The 19,745-nt window shown below is 42.9% G+C and carries 15 protein-coding genes; 1 reads left to right on the top strand and 14 read right to left on the bottom strand.

Annotated elements, in window-relative coordinates; all coding sequences use genetic code 11:
• Nucleotides 1-169: 169 nt before the first annotated feature.
• The 6 genes from pnpS to CYL18_RS13435 form a co-directional block, all read right to left on the bottom strand.
• A complete protein-coding gene (gene pnpS / locus CYL18_RS13460; RefSeq protein WP_104850042.1) occupies nucleotides 170-1,939 on the bottom strand; it encodes a two-component system histidine kinase PnpS in 1,770 nt (589 codons plus the stop codon).
• Nucleotides 1,936-2,649, bottom strand: a complete 714-nt coding sequence (locus CYL18_RS13455) for a response regulator transcription factor (RefSeq protein WP_104850041.1) — start codon at nucleotides 2,647-2,649, stop codon at nucleotides 1,936-1,938. The genes pnpS and CYL18_RS13455 overlap by 4 nt, the downstream gene beginning before the upstream one ends.
• A 407-nt stretch (nucleotides 2,650-3,056) precedes the next feature.
• Nucleotides 3,057-3,995, bottom strand: coding sequence for a malate dehydrogenase (mdh, locus tag CYL18_RS13450; protein ID WP_104850040.1), 939 nt, complete (start codon nucleotides 3,993-3,995; stop codon nucleotides 3,057-3,059).
• An 80-nt stretch (nucleotides 3,996-4,075) separates the two neighbouring features.
• Entirely contained in the window at nucleotides 4,076-5,347 is a 1,272-nt protein-coding gene (gene icd / locus CYL18_RS13445; protein ID WP_104850039.1) for an NADP-dependent isocitrate dehydrogenase, read from the bottom strand.
• Nucleotides 5,348-5,524: 177 nt separating this feature from the next.
• The gene (citZ, locus tag CYL18_RS13440) at nucleotides 5,525-6,640 is read right to left on the bottom strand and encodes a citrate synthase (protein WP_104850038.1); all 1,116 of its coding nucleotides are present in this window, start codon (nucleotides 6,638-6,640) and stop codon (nucleotides 5,525-5,527) included.
• Nucleotides 6,641-6,963: 323 nt separating this feature from the next.
• On the bottom strand, nucleotides 6,964-7,422 hold the full coding sequence (locus CYL18_RS13435) for a DUF441 domain-containing protein (RefSeq protein WP_104850037.1): 459 nt from the start codon (nucleotides 7,420-7,422) through the stop codon (nucleotides 6,964-6,966).
• A gap of 139 nt (nucleotides 7,423-7,561) precedes the next feature.
• Here CYL18_RS13435 and ytvI point away from each other — a divergent pair, with 139 nt between their 5' ends.
• A complete protein-coding gene (gene ytvI, locus CYL18_RS13430; protein WP_104850036.1) occupies nucleotides 7,562-8,692 on the top strand; it encodes a sporulation integral membrane protein YtvI in 1,131 nt (376 codons plus the stop codon).
• A gap of 57 nt (nucleotides 8,693-8,749) precedes the next feature.
• Here ytvI and CYL18_RS13425 read toward each other — a convergent pair whose 3' ends face one another.
• From CYL18_RS13425 to dnaE, 8 genes are all read right to left on the bottom strand, one after another.
• Entirely contained in the window at nucleotides 8,750-9,142 is a 393-nt protein-coding gene (locus CYL18_RS13425; protein WP_104850035.1) for an FxsA family protein, read from the bottom strand.
• A 104-nt stretch (nucleotides 9,143-9,246) separates the two neighbouring features.
• Complete coding sequence (gene pyk, locus CYL18_RS13420; RefSeq protein WP_104850034.1) at nucleotides 9,247-11,007, bottom strand: pyruvate kinase; 1,761 nt, start codon at nucleotides 11,005-11,007, stop codon at nucleotides 9,247-9,249.
• 30 nt (nucleotides 11,008-11,037) lie between these two features.
• Nucleotides 11,038-11,997, bottom strand: a complete 960-nt coding sequence (gene pfkA / locus CYL18_RS13415) for a 6-phosphofructokinase (protein WP_104850033.1) — start codon at nucleotides 11,995-11,997, stop codon at nucleotides 11,038-11,040.
• 278 nt (nucleotides 11,998-12,275) lie between these two features.
• On the bottom strand, nucleotides 12,276-13,253 hold the full coding sequence (accA, locus tag CYL18_RS13410; protein WP_104850032.1) for an acetyl-CoA carboxylase carboxyl transferase subunit alpha: 978 nt from the start codon (nucleotides 13,251-13,253) through the stop codon (nucleotides 12,276-12,278).
• Nucleotides 13,253-14,116, bottom strand: coding sequence for an acetyl-CoA carboxylase, carboxyltransferase subunit beta (gene accD / locus CYL18_RS13405; RefSeq protein WP_104850031.1), 864 nt, complete (start codon nucleotides 14,114-14,116; stop codon nucleotides 13,253-13,255). Before accD ends, accA begins: the two co-directional genes overlap by 1 nt.
• 154 nt (nucleotides 14,117-14,270) lie before the next feature.
• Nucleotides 14,271-14,912 carry a FadR/GntR family transcriptional regulator gene (locus CYL18_RS13400; RefSeq protein WP_236636472.1) on the bottom strand — a complete coding sequence of 214 codons (642 nt, stop codon included), beginning with the start codon at nucleotides 14,910-14,912 and terminating at the stop codon, nucleotides 14,271-14,273.
• Between the two features lie 6 nt (nucleotides 14,913-14,918).
• Entirely contained in the window at nucleotides 14,919-16,157 is a 1,239-nt protein-coding gene (locus CYL18_RS13395; protein ID WP_104850030.1) for an NAD(P)-dependent malic enzyme, read from the bottom strand.
• A gap of 103 nt (nucleotides 16,158-16,260) precedes the next feature.
• Nucleotides 16,261-19,641, bottom strand: a complete 3,381-nt coding sequence (dnaE, locus tag CYL18_RS13390) for a DNA polymerase III subunit alpha (RefSeq protein ID WP_236636471.1) — start codon at nucleotides 19,639-19,641, stop codon at nucleotides 16,261-16,263.
• Nucleotides 19,642-19,745: the final 104 nt, after the last annotated feature.

Genomic DNA, 19,745 nt, shown 5'->3' with positions numbered 1-19,745 from the left:
CTAATTTATCCAATTAACCGACAATCTTATTACTCTATTCTAACATGAGTCTTGATTGAAAGAAAAACAGCTGTTCCATCCTTTGAGAGCAAGGTTTACTCCTTTTTTCAGGAAATTAAAAAGCTCCCTTCACGAACCAAGTGAAAGGAGCTAACATTTCTTATATCATTTATTTTCCTCTGTCAGAGCCTTGAGACCTCGGAATGATTACCGTAAACGTACTGCCCTCATCAAGCTTGCTGTCAATCGTAATTTTACCATGATGAGCCTCAAGGATATGCTTTACGATGGCAAGTCCGAGACCAGTCCCGCCGCTCTCCCTGCTCCTGTCCTTATCAACCCGATAAAAGCGCTCAAAAATACGCGGAAATTCCTTTTCATCAATGCCAATTCCCGTATCCGAAACCTTGATAAAAACCTCATCCTTATCCTCACTCACAGATACGGTCACCTTTCCATTTGGCGGAGTATAGGCAATAGCATTGCTGACAAGGTTGATGATGACTTGCTGCAAGCGGAAAGAATCCGTTTCACAAACGATTTGTCTTTTCGGATCGACTATCTCGAAGCAGATATTTTTTTTAGCTGCTTTCTTTTCAAGAATCTCGAAGGTATCCATCAGGACAGGCATGATATCCACCTTTTGAAAATCAAGCTGGAAGCCGTGCTGTTCAACCTTTGATAACTCAAGCAATTCCTTGATCAGTGCCTGCAGTCTATTGCTCTCTTTCAGGATGATTGACAAGAAATGGTCAAGTGTATTCTTATCTTCCTTCGCGCCGTCAATCAACGTCTCCGTGAACCCCTTGATCGACGTAACTGGAGTATTCAATTCATGTGATACATTAGCCACGAACTGCTTTCGTACCCTTTCAAGATCTTTCAGTTCCGTAATATCGTGGAAGACAAGAATGATTCCTTTCCATTCACCTTTTGGGCCAATGATTGGAGCTCCATACACTTCGAAATTCTTCCGCTCAAGCCCAATAGTCAGTACAATTTGCTTTTTGACCTTTTGCTCCACCATGAAGATTTCCTCGATTAAAGCGTTCACTTTCTCGCTGTCAATCACTTTATAATACAACTCAGATAAGTAGCTCTCTTCATCTACCTGAAAGAGATTGAGGTAAGCTCGATTGACCATATTGATATAACCCTTGTCATCAATCAATAATAACGCGCTTCCCATATTCTCAATCAAGGTATTGAGCCGGTCCTTTTGAATATCATACGCAATATTCATCTCTTGCAAATCACGGGCGAGCTGATTAATGGAATTATTCAGTATCCCCGCTTCTTTATTTCGCCCGACATATGATCGCGCACGATAATTGCCCTTCGCCAGCTCGCGCACAGCATGAAGTGCACTATCAATCGGCATGAAATACTTTTTAACGATTTGAAAGACAAACAGCATGATAATAATAAAAGCAATACCCAAAAACGACAGGGAAGTTGCCAACACAGACACCCCTTCTATACCAGGGTTCCTCTCTTTCCCGACGAGCAGGTAACCTCCTGCCGCTTGATTGCTATCAAGGTAATAATATAAGCCTGTTGACTTTAGCTCACCAACAGCTGGTTCAGCAGAATCCCCTGCATACTCCTTTACCTCAGCCTGATAAAGGGCACGCTCCTCTTCCGTTAACCCTTCTTCAGCATCGGTAAATTCCGAAAGAAGATTACCATCAGAACCGGCGAGAAGAATTGTCATGCCATACTTTTTGCTGAGCTGATCGAGCCTGCTATTTAGAATATCTGAATCCTCTATATCTGTAAGCTGCCATTCAATGATTTGCGCTGCATCCTTTAAGTCGTTCTTAGTATCTCTCTCAAGATACATTGTGAAAAGCTTTCCTAAAAGAATCGCAAACAACAGGGTTACAATCAGGATAGCGGATGCTATTTCAACGACCATCATTCTTCTTGCTTTGTTCATTCTTTCGGTTCCTCTAGTTTATAGCCTAAACCGCGCACGGTTTTAATGTAGACTGGTTTCTTCGTGTCCTGTTCAATCTTCTCACGCAGATGGCTGATATGAACATCCACAATTCGTGTATCACCGACGAAATCATAATTCCAAATCACGTTCAGCAGCTGGTCTCTTGTAAGGATTCTAGATTTATTCTTTGCCAAATAGGCTAATAACTCAAATTCCTTTGGAGTAAGCTCAAGCATTTCATCACCTAAATAGGCTTCATACCGCTCAAAATAGATTTTCAGTTTAGCAATCGTCATGCATTCTGAATCATCTTCTTTTGTCTCACTTGCCATATTCAGCATATCTACTCTGCGAAGAAGCGCCTTCACCCTTGCCACAACCTCACGCGGGCTGAATGGCTTCGTCATATAATCATCTGCACCAAGTTCAAGTCCTAGGACTTTATCAAATTCTTCACTTTTAGCAGTTAGCATCAAAATTGGAACCGTTATTTTATTTTGTCGTAAAATTTTACAAACCTCAATCCCGTCTAACTTTGGCAGCATGAGATCCAATATGACAACATCTGGTTTCTCCGTCATTGCCAGTTGCTTGCCCATTTCCCCATCCATAGCCTTAATAACAGTAAATCCAGCTTGTTCCAGATTATATGTGAGCAAGGTAATGATTGATTCTTCATCTTCTACAACCAGAACTTTTTTACTCATCTTATCCTCCCAATACGCTTCATTCATGAAAGCTTAAGTTTGATTAATCAACCATATTTTTGTATTTCGAATCATACTCACTTACATTTATTGTAAAGAAGATTATAGAGAATCAACTAAGCTGCCTTCTCTTATTCTTCTAGCAATAGTTTAATCCCTCACTATTATATATGAAAAGAAGAAATCTTGATATAATACCTGAATGGGAAAATAGCTCAGATGATGGAAAGAGATACGGGGACTGCAGTTGGGCGGTTTCAGAAAAACATTCATGAAAATAGGGATTTAAAGTTATAGAAACTGCATCAGAGTTTAATTCCATTTCCTATACTTTAACTAGCTTGCGCAAGAAAACATAAAAAAGGACTCTGATTAAAATCATTCAGAGTCCTTTCATCCTTATTTCTTTACACAAGAATAGACATAACCGCTTTAACCGACTGAACTGACTGTGCAAGGGCGGCTTTTTCCTCGTCCTGCAATTTCAGCTCAATGACTTTTTCTATGCCGTTTGCTCCTATGATGGCTGGTACGCCAAGGTAGATTCCATCATAGCCATATTCTCCCTCTAAATAAGCTATAGCTGGGAGAACCCGGCGCTGATCCTTCAAGATAGCTTCAGCCATGGAAACAAGAGAGGCAGCAGGTGCATAGTAGGCACTGCCATTACCCAGCAGTTCCACAATCTCTCCTCCGCCTTTTCTTGTCCGTTCGACAATGCTTTCGAGCCGTTCTTTTGGAATAAGCTGATCCAAAGGAATTCCGCCAGCATAGGAATAGCGGACAAGGGGAACCATATCGTCCCCATGTCCCCCAAGCACAAAGCCGGTTATATCCTTGACAGACAGATTTAATTCCTGAGCGACAAATGTGCAAAATCTTGCGGTATCAAGAACGCCTGATTGCCCAATGACACGATTCTTCGGAAAACCAGTTTCTTTAAAAACCGTGTAGGTCATCGCATCAACCGGATTGGTCAGCACGATAATGTAGCTATCTGGCGAATATTTCGCAACTTCCTTTGCCACTGAACGCATGATTTTCTGGTTGGTTTGCACAAGGTCATCACGACTCATTCCTGGTTTACGGGCAATGCCTGCCGTAATAATCACTAGATCAGAATCCTTGGTGTCCTCGTAATCAGATGTACCTGTAATAGATGCATCAAACCCCTGAACCGGGCCAGCCTCGGCCATGTCCAACGCCTTCCCCTTTGTAGGCTTTTCCATCTGCGGTATATCAACGAGCACGACATCTCCAAGCTCCTTTTGAGCCAATAGAAATGCTGTTGTTGCTCCTGTAAAACCACTGCCGATTACAGAGATTTTATTGCGCTTCAATCCCATATATCATCTACCCCCATCTTTTATTGACGGTACCGTTCAACACCCCTCAGCGAATCCTGTCTGTCTTACCCTTGTATTTCTTATTCCATGTTCTTGATTAATTCATCAGCAAACTCAGAACATTTCACTTCATTTGCTCCATCCATCAAGCGAGCGAAGTCATAAGTGACCACTTTAGAGTCAATTGTTTTTTCCATGGAACGAGTGATCATGTCTGCTGCTTCATTCCAGCCTAAATGTTCAAGCATTAATACACCGGATAGAATGACAGAGGATGGGTTCACTTTATCAAGGCCAGCATATTTTGGTGCAGTACCATGTGTTGCTTCAAAAATCGCATGACCAGTAACATAGTTAATGTTCGCACCAGGTGCGATACCGATTCCGCCGACTTGTGCAGCAAGAGCGTCAGAGATATAATCTCCATTCAAGTTCATTGTCGCAACTACGTCGAATTCTCTTGGTCTAGTCAAAATTTGTTGTAAGAAGATATCTGCGATAGAATCCTTCACAATAATCTTGCCTGCAGCTTCCGCATCAGCTTGGGCTTTATTCGCTGCTTCTGTTCCTTCAGCTTCTTTAATGCGGTCATATTGTGCCCATGTAAATACTTGTTCGCCGAATTCTTGCTCTGCTACTTCATAACCCCAGTTCTTGAAGGCACCTTCTGTGAATTTCATGATATTTCCTTTATGAACAAGCGTTAAGGATTTCCTTCCTTCCTTAATTGCATAATTCAAGGCTGCGCGCACAAGGCGTTTTGTTCCTTCTTCAGAAACTGGTTTAATGCCAATACCTGAAGTCTCTGGGAAGCGAATCTTAGATACGCCCATCTCATTGCGAAGGAAATCTAATAGTTTCTTAACATCATCAGATCCTTTTGCATATTCAATTCCAGCGTAGATATCTTCTGTATTTTCACGGAAAATAACCATATCTGTATCTTCCGGACGTTTAACCGGTGAAGGAACACCGTTGAAATAACGGACAGGTCTTAAGCATGTGTATAAATCAAGTTCTTGGCGAAGAGCAACATTTAAAGAGCGAATTCCGCCGCCAACAGGAGTAGTCAATGGCCCTTTTATCGCGATTAAATATTCTTTAATCACATCAAGTGTTTCAGCCGGGAGCCATTCACCTGTTTCGTTAAATGCTTTTTCACCAGCTAATACTTCTTTCCAAACGATTGCTTTCTCTCCATTATAAGCTTTTTCTACAGAAGCTTCTAGTACACGCGATGCCGCAGCCCAAATATCCGGACCCGTTCCATCTCCTTCAATAAAAGGAATGATAGCGTGATTTGGCACTTGCAAAGCGCCGTCTACTACTTTGATTTTTTCTGCCTGACTCATTGAAAATCCCTCCAGCATGTATCAGCAAGCGATATGCCGCTGATTTCTTAGTCTCTATTTATCTCTGTTTCTTTAACACTCTAAAGTATAGCATAACAATTACTAATATTATGAAAAAAACGTTTATTTACAAGTATCAGAATTATTTAAAGAGGCTTGTCCTTTGCACAATGAAATTTAACGTTCTTCGATCGGAACGTACTTCTGCATGCCAGGACCGACATACTCCGCACGCGGACGAATCAAACGATTGTTTTCGTATTGCTCAAGAATATGAGCAATCCATCCGGACATACGGCTGACAGCAAAGATTGGCGTAAACAAATCATGGTCAATGCCTAAGCTATGGTAGACAGATGCAGAATAAAAATCTACGTTTGGTGGCAGAGGTTTTCTGGATGTAACCAGCTCCTCAATTTTTGTAGACATTTCGTACCATTTTGGTTCGCCGTTCATGTCAGTGAGTCTTTTGGACATTTCACGGAGATGTTTTGCACGAGGGTCCCCTTTGCGGTATACACGGTGGCCGAAGCCCATAATCTTCTCTTTATTATCAAGCTTATTATTGATATAAGCTTCAACATTCTCAAGTGTATCAATCTCTTTGAGCATCTTCATAACAGCTTCATTTGCTCCGCCATGCAATGGCCCTTTCAAAGCGCCAATTGCTGCCGTTACTCCTGAATACATATCAGAAAGTGTGGCCACACAAACACGCGCTGTGAACGTAGAAGCATTCAATTCATGATCTGCATGGAGAACGAGAGCTTTATTGAAGGCTTCAATCTCCACTTGGCTCGGTTCATTGCCATTTAACATATACAAGAAGTTTTGAGCGTAACCAAAGTCCTTGCGAGGCGCAATTGGCTCCAAGCCTTTACGGATGCGTGAAAAAGCTGTCACAATAGCAGGAATCTTCGCTTGCAAACGAATCGCTTTTCTTAAATTTGCCTGATCATCCATTACATCCGCTTCTTCATCGTATAATCCAAGCATAGATACAGCTGTTCTCAAAGCCCCCATCGGATGCACTTTTTCAATAGGATACATTTTGAAATACTCAATGATTTCATTTGGCAGTGCCGCATTAGCAGCCAATTGATTCTTCAAGTCTTCTAATTCAAGATGGTTTGGCAGCCTTAAGTTCCATAAAAGGAAAATAACCTCTTCAAAGCTTGCGTTCTCTGCTAAATCATCAATGTCATACCCCACATATGTGAGAGTGTCATCAATGATTGAGCTAATGGAAGATGATGTAGCAACAATACCTTCTAATCCTTTTGTTACAGACATTAGTAATCTCTCCTTTGCCAGAAATTTCCCCTATGTTTTTCAAACCACTGGTCAGTCGGGCTCATCATGCTGAATATATCCCGGCTCTAAGCTATATCCCGCATAATTTTATACTCTTATAACAAGTAAGCGTTATCATAAGAATGTATTTTCAACCCCTAAAAACCACATTCTGAACGTTTGCTCAGAATAATAATAGGGTTCACAAAAAAATTGTAAATTTTTGTGAAACCCAAACCCATTTATAATTATAAACAATAATTCCAAATTTGTGAAAGAAAATACCTCACAAAATTAATTGACATAAATTCTTTCGGAAAGAATTATCTAAATAAATCAATCAGCTGCATCATCAAGTAGGCAATCCCAGCTCCAATCAGCGGACCGACTGCCACTCCGTTAAATAGGGCCACAGCAAGTATTGTTCCAAATACGAGAGCAACTGTGATATGCGGATCAGAGGAAAGCAGCTGTATGCCATTTTTCGCAATCAGGGCAACTGCTATTCCCGAAAGCATCGCAACCCATGCATATGGTGATTTAGCGGCTTCAGCCAGCTGCTTGAAGCCAATATTGCCCGTGGCAATAGGAACGAGCACAGCAATTGTGATGATAGTTACACCCCAATTGATTCCTTTTGATTGCACATAAGCAAGGAATCGGCCATCCGTCCCTGCCACTTTTACTAGCAGCAAGAAACCTGTAGCAACTATAAGAGAGGTATTCTTAGCCACAATCCCGATTAAAAGCAGGATAATCAAGAAGATATAAGGTCCATACATGTTCGTTCATCCTTCCGATGATAGAGTAGAAAATTGTGAATAAATATTTTTTTGCCTTTGCGGTAATAATCTAATTTTTATCAAACTAAAGATAAGAATAGTTGTCTCATCAAAACCTCTTTTAAGGAGGCACCAAATCGTGAATTTTGAATACCTATACCGGGCTCTTCGCTTTATAATGGTCATTACCGGCTCTGTCATAACGATTTATTTATTGCTGCTGACGGCAAAATATACATACCCTTTCATCATTGGGATATGTCTTGCCTTCTTAATGAACCCCTTTATCACCTTTACAACTGAAAAATTGCGGTTTCCTCGAGCCTTGTCTGTCCTGGTCAGTATGATTGTCGTGATTGCCTTAATTGCCGGATTGATTACCTTTTTAATCACCGAAATCGTAGCCGGAGCGGCCTATTTATCCAACGTGCTGCCTGAACATCTCGACAATATGATCAAACTGATACAAGACTTTTTCCAGAGTAGGATTCTTCCTCTGTATGAAAGGATCATTTCCTTATTCAATGATTTAGAGGATGGACAGCAGGATACGATTCTGTCAAATATCGAAAACATTGGCAGCAGCATTGGTACGACACTTACAAACCTTATCCAAACAACCCTTGGTTTTGTTCCCAAACTTATCGGCTGGCTTCCGGGCGCAGGAACAGGAGCCCTCTTCTCCTTGCTTGCGACCTTCTTCATTGCAAAGGAATGGAACAAGTTTTTAGCAAAGACACAGCAGCTGCTTCCAGCCAAAGCTCTATTTAACATCAAAAAAATCATCGTAGAACTTGAGCGGGCATTATTTGGCTTTATCCGCGCGCAATTAACGCTTATAACCATAACAACACTTATTGTGCTCCTCGGCCTACTGATTCTAAGGATAGAATTTGCCATCACCATTGCCTTGATTACTGGATTTGTCGATTTGCTTCCGTATCTCGGAACTGGTTTTGTATTTGTCCCTTGGATTATCTATGCATTGATGACCGGAAATTTCAGCCTCGCTCTTGGGCTGGCCATTCTTTACACCGTCGTTATTGTTCAGCGGCAGGTAATGGAACCAAAAATCCTTTCTTCAAGCATCGGGCTCGACCCGCTTATAACCTTGATTGCCATTTTCGTCGGTTTTAAGACAATCGGTTTCATCGGCCTCATTATCGGGCCCATTGTCCTTATAATCATCCGCTCCCTCTATAAGCTCCGTATCCTTCATGATGTTTGGGATTTCATCATGGGCAGAAAACCAACTGAATTTACAAAATAAAAAACGGCTGTTCATGGCAAACGATGTCTTTGCCTGCCATGAACAAGCCTCCCCTATTTAACGGATGATTCTAATGGTACCTTGCGATCGGCTCATAATCTTCCACATTAATGCGGTGATTAGCGGTTTCGCCCATTTTCTTGTAATCGGTATCAGCAAAATCAGCCCTGCTAAATCACTTATAAATCCCGGCAATAGAAGCAGGAAAGCACCGGCTAAAATACAGATTCCATTAAAGAGCTCCTCCCCTGGCATCATTCCTCTGTTCAATTGTTCCTGCGCCCTTCTTAGTGTCTGAATCCCTTGCCTCTTCGCAAAGAGAAAGCCGAAAATTCCGGTTAAGAACATAAGGGCTACTGTCCACCCTATGCCAATATAAGACCCTGCCAGCAAAAGGGTAATAATCTCAAGCGTTGGAATCAATATAAAAAGAAACGTCGGTCGTTTCATAATAAGCCCCCTAAATCATAATCTTCTTTAAAGTGTACCACGAAAAGAAAAAGAGCTGCCTAAATTAGCAATTGCCAACTTAAACAACTCTTCCCCCTTATTCATTATAGGATGCTTGAATGTCCTTCATAAATACGGCCGCTTCTTGCATGAACGGTAACAACTTGTCCGTCCTTCAATTCAGCTGTCGCATTTTTTGCACCAACGATTACAGGAATGCCTTGGCTTAATCCTACTACAGCAGCATGGCTTGTTAATCCGCCTTCTTCCGTAACTAGAGCCGCACATTTTTCAATCGCCGGCATCATGTCGCGGTCGCTCGCGTTTGTAACGAGAATGCATCCTTCTGTTGCTTTCTCAATTGCTTCAGCAGCATTTTTAGCTACAACCACTTTGCCTGATGCAGACTTGCGGCCGATACCTTGTGCGCTTACCAATACAGAACCGATGATGTGAATCTTCATGATGTTCGTTGTACCAGATTCGTTCACAGGAACACCGGCTGTGATAATGACTAAATCACCAGGGTTCACAATGTTGTGCTTCGTCGATTCTGATACAGCATTTTCAAGCATATCATCAGTGTTTGTAGTTTGTGTGCCAAGGACTGGCTGAACGCCCCATACTAATGCAAGCTTGCGCATTACACGCTCATGAGCTGTAACCGCGATGATTGGCGCATTAGAACGATAGCGAGAGATCATTCTAGCTGTAGACCCGCTTTGTGTAGGAGCAATGATGGCAGAAACTTTTAAGTTTAATGCCGTATGTGCCACAGACAAACCGATCGCTTCTGTTACATTGTACTCATGATCTTTGCTGCGAGCAGAAAGAATCTCTTTATAATTCAAAGCAGTCTCTGTTTTTTGAGCAATATTGTGCATAGTTTGAACGGCTTCTACTGGATATTGACCAGCAGCTGTTTCACCAGAAAGCATAATTGCATCTGTGCCATCAAAGATTGCATTGGCAACGTCACTTGCTTCCGCACGAGTCGGACGAGGGTTGCGCTGCATGGAATCAAGCATTTGTGTCGCTGTGATAACTGGTTTAGCCAAACGGTTGCAGCGTTTGATTAAATCCTTTTGAACGAGCGGCACATCTTCAGCCGGAATCTCAACCCCAAGGTCTCCACGGGCAACCATTAATCCGTCGGAAACCTCAAGAATTTCCTCGATGTTTTCTACACCTTCATGATTCTCAATCTTAGGGATGATTTGGATATGACCAGCATCATGTTTTTCAAGCAATTCTCTGATTTCAAGCACATCAGCTGCACGGCGAACGAATGAAGCCGCAATGAAGTCAACATCTTCTTGGATACCGAAAACAATGTCCTCAGCGTCTTTTTGTGTAATTCCAGGCAATTTAACAGATACACCAGGTACGTTAACGCCTTTTTTGTTTTTAATCATTCCAGTATTAAGTACTTTCGTGTGGATTTCACCTTTGGATTTATCCACTGATGTTACTTCAAGACCAATCAGCCCATCATCCACAAGAATTCTTGAACCTGGCTGTACATCATCAATTAAACCTTCATAAGTGATGGAAAATTTCTCTGGTGTTCCTAGAACTTGAGTGCTGGAAATCGTCACATTATTTCCGGCAACTAGTTCAAAACCGCCATTTTCCATATCATGCGTACGAATCTCAGGTCCTTTCGTGTCGAGCAAGATCCCAACAGTCTTGCCTGTTTCCTTTGCAGCTTGGCGAATTGTTTGAATTCGTGCGCGGTGCTCCTCGTGGCTTCCATGAGAAAAGTTAAGGCGTGCCACGTTCATGCCGGCCTCCATCAAAGCCTTAAGCTTTTCTAATGATTCACTGGCAGGGCCAATCGTACACACAATTTTCGTTTTACGCATGCTGTATCCTCCTAATTACTTTATATAGCCTTAAATTGACAGCTCATCCGATAATTTATACATTTTTTGATCGATAACATGCGGCATTTTCAATGCTTCAATAATATCATAATCAACCAACTTGTTATTCACTATCCCGACAGCGCGGCCGCCTTTGCCTTCCATAAGCAATTCAACTGCGCTTGCTGCCAAACGGCTCGCTAAAACACGGTCATGGGCAGTAGGAGATCCTCCGCGCTGAACATGTCCTAGCACGGTTACGCGTGTTTCTGCACCGGTATGCCTTTGAATTTCTTGACCGATTTCAAAACCGCTTCCTACACCCTCAGCAACAACAATAATACTGTGTTTCTTACCTCTATCATGCCCACGGTTTAGCTTATTAATGATATCATTCATGTCATGGCTTTCTTCTGGGATGAGAATGGATTCCGCTCCGCCAGCCATACCAGCCCATAAGGCGATATCTCCGGCATTTCTTCCCATAACTTCAATCACATACGTTCTGTCATGGGAGGTTGCTGTATCCCTGATTTTGTCAATGGAGTCAATAACCGTATTTAACGCAGTATCGAATCCGATTGTGAAATCAGTTCCCGGGATATCATTATCAATTGTTCCAGGCACTCCTACGCATGGATAGCCGAGCTCTGTAAGTGCTCGCGCTCCGCGGTAAGAACCATCTCCACCGATGACAACAAGACCTTCGATTCCAAACTTTTTAAGTTGCTCAATGCCCTTAAGCTGCACTTCCCTTTCCTTGAATTCCGGACAACGTGCGGTATAGAGCATTGTTCCTCCTCTATGTATAATGTCTCCAACAGAACCTAGTTCCAGCTTTTTGATGTTTCCATTAATCAGCCCTTGGTAACCATTGTAAATTCCATATACTTCAACATTATGGTAGATCGCTTTACGGACAACTGCACGAATCGCGGCGTTCATACCTGGAGAATCTCCTCCACTTGTTAATACGCCAATTTTCTTCATGATACTCACCTCAAGTATATTATAATCTCTTCTATAGAGCTTCAACCTGTAAAGTATGGAAAGGAAGAAACACAATGATGAAACGATATAATCATTATTGCAACTTTATTCTATGATAACAAAATACTTTCGTAAACCCCATTTTATCCAGTATTTACACTTGAAAACGGTATCAAGCCATTAAATATCATCATATTTAGAGAAAATGAATATTCTTTGTATTTTTCCCAACATCTTAAAAAAGAAACGTACATCCGTCTGTACGCTTCTTCTTTTCTCTATTGATAGGAAAAAATACTGCCAAGAAAATTATATTTTCCAATCTTCCTGTACTTCATATAACGTGTATCTAATAACTCTTCTACTTCAAGTGATAATAGTTTCTCCATTGATTGCGCTAGTATACGGTCAATTTCTTCGGCCTGCTCTTCAGCTGAACAATGGGCTCCACCAAGCACCTCAGGAATAACCTCATCAATGATGTCTAATTCTTTTAGGTCCCTAGCTGTAATCTTCATGGATTCAGCGGCTTTTTTTGCCTGAGCGGAATCCTTCCAGAGGATAGAGGCGGCTCCTTCAGGAGATATTACCGAATAAGTAGAGTTCTCAAGCATATGTAAATGATCGCCGACACCGAGGGCCAACGCTCCCCCGCTTCCCCCCTCACCAATCACTATGCATATGATGGGAACCTTCAAACCAGCCATCTCGAACAGATTTCTAGCAATGGCTTCACTTTGGCCGCGTTCTTCGGCTGCCTTTCCGGGATATGCGCCTTTTGTGTCAATAAAGCAAATTACCGGGCGATTGAACTTTTCAGCCTGCTTCATAAGCCTTAATGCTTTTCTATACCCTTCTGGATGGGGCATTCCAAAGTTGCGGAGAATATTTTCCTTCGTGTCCTTGCCGCGCTGATGACCAATGACTGTGACAGGCTGTCCCCGATATTTGGCTATCCCGCCAACAATAGCATGATCGTCTCCGTAAAGCCGGTCACCATGACATTCGAAGAAATCGGTGAATAAGCAATCAATATAATCCTTCGTTGTCGGACGTGTAGAGTGGCGGGCTATTTGTACGCGATCCCACGGTTCAAGATTTTCGTAGACTTCCTTTTCGATAGCCCGAAGCTTTTCTTCAAGAGTATCGATGTCCGCTGAAAAGTCATGTGTGGTGGTGCTGGCTAACTTCTTCAGTTCATCTATCTTTCCTTGTAAGTCCCTGATTGGTTTTTCAAAGGAAAATTCTGCTGACATCACTCATTACCTCCCGCCGTGTGAATCTCCATAATATTAGTCAATGTAGCTTTCAGTTCACTGCGATGGATGACAGCGTCCAACTGTCCATGCTCAAGCAAGAACTCGGATGTTTGGAAATCATCCGGTAATTTTTCATGAATGGTCTGCTCGATAATTCTCCTTCCAGCAAATCCGATTAAGGCTCCGGGTTCAGCCAGGTTATAATCTCCAAGTGATGCAAAACTCGCTGAAACGCCGCCTGTTGTCGGATGGGTCATGACAGAAATAATCAAGCCTTGATGGTCGCTGAATCGTTTCAAAGCGGCACTTGTCTTAGCCATTTGCATCAGGCTTAATACGCCCTCCTGCATCCTGGCTCCCCCAGAAGCTGTAAAGATGATGAAGGGCACCTTCAATTCATCCGCCTTCTCAATGGCGCGTGTGATTTTCTCTCCAACAGCTGACCCCATGCTTCCCATTCGGAATGTCGAATCCATAATAGCAACCACACTGGTCAGACCACTTATTTGACAGACTCCTGTCAAGACCGCTTCATTCATATTTGTTTTCTTTCGATCCTGATCTAATTTCTCTAGATATCCCTCGAAAGATAATGGATTCTCAGATACCATCATCCGATTTATTTCTTCAAAGGTTCCTTCATCACTAATACTCTTCATTCGCTCATAAGCGGTCATCGGATGATGATATCCGCATTTAGGGCAAACCTTTTCATTTTTGATTATTTCTTTGGAATATTTGATTACTTTGCATGAAGGGCATTTCATCATAATTCCTTCCGGTATATCCTGCTTCGCTTTATCCGATGGAATGGTTGCGTATTTTTTTCTGCGCCCTCTTGAAAAAACATCTTTTAACAAACTGCCTATCCCCTTTCAGTTCCATATGGTTTACAAATGACAGTGGCCCTACCTCTTGTCCTCAGAAAGAACCTCATAGTCCGAGAACTACAAAGGATTTCTTCCATGAATCCCAAAAGATAAAGCCAAGTCCATTTGGTTAAGCAGCCGCCTGTTATTCGGCGTTTACACTCTTCCTGATGTTATTTTCGTAGATGTTAAGAGCCTCTTCCTTTTGCCCCTTCTCTAACAAGGCAGCTAAAGCGATGTATTGCTTACGTTCAGAAATAGGGAAGATACTGCCGGAAGCTTTTACATAGCTGTTGACCGTTCTCCAAATTCTCTCCATCAATCTATTATCTGTCAGTATCGCCAACTTGGTAAAGAATTCTTCATCGGTAAATGAATGGTTCCTTGCCCAATCGTAAAATTCTATGCCCATTCCAGGATTACCTTTACTCAAATCAGCCAAGATTCGAATACAATCCTTCTCAAGCAGCAGCTTCACTTCAAGCAAATCTTCCTTCGTCTTGCCTTCAAGCACGAAAAAAGAACCTAAGAGCTCGACAAGCTTATGCTCCTGAAAGTTATAAATAAATGTGCCTTCCCCCCGCCGCGTTTCAATCAAACCCAAAAGCTCAAGCGCTCTTAACGCCTCACGAACTGATGAGCGGCCAACATTCAGCCTTTCTGAAAGCTCCCTTTCAGAGGGAATCTTATCTCCCGGAACAAGCTTGTCTTGCTCAATCATCCTCTGAAGCTTACGTACGATTTCTAGATAAACCTTTGATTGTCCTCCATCTTGCCTTTGCTCCACTGGCCATCACTCGCTTTTCCCAATTGATGATAATAACTCTGTCTTTTTTCTAATCTCTTCTGGGTCAACCTTCAATCTCGCTACACCAGTTTCCATTGCCGCTTTAGCCACCGCAGCTGCCACAGCTGGTGCAACCCGCGGATCGAAAGGTGCAGGAATGACATAATCCGCGTGCAGCTCATCCTCTGAAATCAAATCTGCGATAGCATGGACAGCAGCCACCTTCATCTTCTCATTAATATGCGTGGCACGCACATCTAGAGCTCCCCGAAAAATGCCCGGAAATGCCAGTACATTATTGACCTGGTTAGGAAAATCAGACCGGCCTGTGCCCACGACTTTAGCTCCCGCCTCTTTCGCAAGCTCTGGCATGATTTCCGGCGTCGGATTGGCCATTGCAAAGATGATTGGATCTTCCGCCATGGATTGAACCATCTCAGCTGTTAGCGCATCAGCGACCGATACGCCAATAAAGACATCAGCATCCTTGATTACATCCTGTAGCGACCCTTCTGATCTGCTGCGGTTCGTGTATTTCGCAACCTCAGCTTTCACTTGGTTCATTCCATATGGGCGATCTTCGAAAATCGCTCCCTTACTATCACACATGATAAGATCACGCACGCCGAAATTATATAATAGCTTTATGATAGCGATGCCGGCTGCACCCGCTCCGCTCGCCACCACTTTTATCTCTGACATTTTTTTATTGGATAGCTTCAATGCGTTCACAAGCCCAGCAAGCGTCACAATGGCTGTTCCATGCTGATCATCATGGAAGACCGGAATATTCGCTTCCCGCTTTAACCGTTCTTCAATGACAAAGCAATTCGGTGCTGCAATATCCTCCAAATTCACTCCGCCAAAAGTGGGCTCAAGCAGCTTGACTGTTTCCACGATTTTATCTACGTCATTTGTATTTAAGCAGATTGGAAAAGCATCCACACCTGCGAAACTCTTAAATAGCAAGGCCTTTCCTTCCATAACAGGCAAGGCAGCTTCCGGGCCAATATTGCCAAGTCCAAGGACGGCTGTCCCATCGGAGACAACAGCGACCGTATTGCCTTTTATGGTATATTCATATACTGTATCCGGCTTATCATGTATTTGCTTGCAAGGTTCTGCTACGCCTGGAGAATAGGCCAAGCTCAAATCTTTTGCATTTCGAACCGGAACTTTAGACACCGTTTCCAATTTACCTTTGTTAACACGATGCATATGCAGCGCTTCTTCTCTTAAAGTCATCCCAACACCCCTTTTTCTTAAAAACAATTGGTCCCATCCGCCTTGATGGTCAGACCAGAAATGATATCTTTCAATATATCACAATATTCAGTGCAATTCCTAGTCAATCTTCTTTTAACAGAACATTTCCTTTACCAGCAATCTCTTCCAACATAGAAATCAATTGGGATGACGGGGTTACCCAATTCTCCTTTGACAGTTGAATGGTCTTTGCTTCCTTTTCATAACGAAGATAAACTTTTACATTCCCTCGATATCCAGCAAGACATCGTTTGATTTCTGCAAGATTTGTCGGCGTTTGCCGATCAGGAGTCAATCTGATAAACAGCGATTTAAATAATTGGCGCAATTGTTCATTCTCATCATGCAAATTATAGATCGCTTTGAGGACAAACTGCTTCTTGCCATTCCGCTCTTCTGATTTCCCCTCTAAAAGCAGCATATTGCCTTCCTTTAAGAGAACGTTAGAATGTCTATATACATCCGGAAAGGCGACACAATCCATCTCGCCCGTTTCATCACCCGCGGTGAAAAAGGCCATGTTCTCTCCTTTTTTGGTACGGATTGTTTTCACAGACTGAATAAAAGCGCCAAGATAGCCGGACATGCCTGGGTGGTATTTAACAATCGGCAAGGCTCCCGCATGAGTTAATTTCTTCCGGTACGCTGATAGAGGATGATCAGACAAATAGAATCCGAGCACTTCTTTTTCTTTTTGCAGCTTTATTGTAGAAGGCATCGGGTCGACAATCATGTATTTCGGCTTTATCATTTCATCATCTGAATCAAAGAAACTAGCGTCGCCATTTGAGGGGCGGACCAATTCCACATGTTCCAATGCCACATCAATACTGGCAAGAATACTTGCCCGGTCAATGGAGAACTCATCAAACGCCCCAGCATAGCAGAGATTTTCGAGCACCTTTCTGTTCAAAACCCTTGCAGGCACACGAACGCAAAAATCGAACAAGTCGGCAAAGGGACCATTTTTGCGCGCTTGAACAATCTCACGCAAAACAGATGCCCCAATTCCCTTTATACCTGCGAGACTGTAGCGGATTCCCTTCCCCTTCTCAATCACAAACGGATAGTGGCTCCTATTAATGGATGGCGGAAGTAATTCATACCCATTACTCTTCAATTCCTGGACATACTGGATAATCTTCTCTTCATTGCCAATCACAGACGTCATAATTCCGGACATGAAATGGAGAAAATAGTTTGCTTTCAAATAAGCAAGCTGATAGGCAATTAAGCTATAGGCAACCGCATGGCTTTTCGGGAACCCGTAATTAGCAAAACGGACAATTAAATCATACACGTCATTTGCACGCCTCGTGTCATATCCGTTCCTTTCAGCACCGCGGACGAAATGCTCTCTTTCCTGATCCAGCACATCCTTCTTCTTCTTGCTGACCGCTCTGCGCAGCAAATCGGCTTCACCTAAACTGAAGCCAGCCATCGTAGAGGCAATCTGCATGATTTGCTCCTGATAGACAATGATTCCGTATGTCGGCTCAAGAATTTCCTTAAGTACAGGATGAGGATAAGAGACGGTCTCCTGTCCATGCTTCCTTGCAATATATGCCGGGATATTATCCATAGGACCTGGTCTGTACAAGGCGTTCACAGCAACCAGGTCACCAAATGAGGTAGGCTTAAGCTTCTGCAGAACATTTTGCATCCCGCCAGATTCAAATTGGAAAATACCCGATGTCTGCCCCTTTGAAAGTAATTCATAGGTTTTCTTATCATCAAGCGGCAATTGGCTTAATTGGACTCTTTGCCCCGTAAATCTCTCAATTTGCTTGATTATTTGGTCAAGCAGCGTCAAATTACGCAAACCCAGGAAATCCATCTTCAGGAGTCCGATTTCTTCCAGGTATTCCATCGTAAATTGGGTTAAATAAACGCCTTCATGCCCTGCCTGGATAGGGATGATTTCTGTGAGTGGACGGTCCGTCATCACAACGCCAGCAGCATGGATAGATGTGTGCCGTGGCAGTCCCTCCCACTTTTGTGCCATATCGATGATTCTTTGATGATGCTCCGCTTGCTGCACCCACTCGCGCAGGCGGGCAGAATCCGCCAAAGCCTGACGAATCGTCATCCCATGTCCTGGCGGGAGTGTCCTAGATAATTGTTCAATTTCTTTCGCATTTAATCCGGACACTCTTGCAGCATCCCTCAGTGCCGCTTTCATGCCAAAAGTACCGAACGTGATGATTTGAGCGACATGAAGAGCCCCATATTTATCAGCCACATATCGAATCATCTCTTCCCTGCGATTATCCGGGAAATCGATATCAATATCCGGCATCGTGATTCTCTCCGGATTCAGGAAACGCTCAAATAAAAGATCATTCTTCATGGGATCGACATTCGTGATTCCAAGGCTATAGGAGACAATAGAGCCTGCGGCAGAGCCTCGCCCAGGTCCTGTTAATATGCCTGTTTTATGCGCATGGTTCATGAAATCCCACACAATGAGGAAATAATCACTGAATCCCATCTTGGCAATCACCGAGAGTTCATAGTTCAAACGGTCTTCATGACGCTTATCGCCTTCTGGGTAACGCCTCTTTAGACCCCGGTAACATATTTCGGTCAAATAGGCATCTGCTGTCCTCCCATCTGGCACAGGAAACTTGGGAAGCAGCTTTTGATGGAAGTCTATGGTGACAGAGCAGCACTTAGCAATTTTGACCGAATTCTCCAAAGCATCAGGCTCCTCTCCATACCATTCGACCATCTCAGCCATAGAGGCTAGGTGCATCGACTCCTCCCTGCTGATGCTTCTATCCTCTAAATCTGCAAGCTTAATATTGTCCTTTAAGCATGTAAGCCCCTGATAGGCCTGAAAATCCTCTTTATCCATATAGCGGACTGGACCAACTGCGACAAGCGGGACAGACATATCCCGCGCCAGCTGTTTAACTTTCTCCCAGCTCGGTTTCTTATTCCGAGGCAGCGAAAGATAAAAGCAGCCTTCCTGAAAGATTTGCTTATATTTATTTACAAGCGCAGCAGCGCCTTCCTCATCGCCTTGTTCCAGCAGCCCTTCAATCTGTCCTTCGGCTCCTGGACTAATCGCTAATAATCCATTCGAATAGCCTTTCAGCCATCTGATTGGCAACCCTTCATTTGACCGTGTCTGAATGGCGCTTGAAATTTTCATCAAATTCTTATAGCCTTGATTATTCTTCGCTAAAAGCAGGAGCGGGAAGCTGCTTGTCTCCTCCTCATTCAGCAGATCACATGTCAAACCAATGATTGGTTTCATTCCTTGTGCTTCGCATTCCTTATAAAAAGACGGAGCCGCATACATTACATTGCGGTCGGTTAATGCAACGGCTTTGTATCCGCGCATCTTGGCACCGGCGACAATTTCCTTCACCGACAAGGTGCTCTCAAGCAAGCTATAAGCACTATATACATGAAGATGGACAAATGACATTGGCGTCACATCCTTTTTCTTTATCATACTAAATCATCTATAAACGATTCTTCTTTATTATAAGAGTCCTGGCGAAAAAAAGAAAATATGTTCGTATTTTCATACAGAAACTTTTTAACATCCTCATAATA

This window comes from Pradoshia eiseniae (assembly GCF_002946355.1).
Taxonomy (GTDB): domain Bacteria; phylum Bacillota; class Bacilli; order Bacillales; family Pradoshiaceae; genus Pradoshia; species Pradoshia eiseniae.
This window is presented reverse-complemented; position numbering and strand designations above follow the sequence as displayed.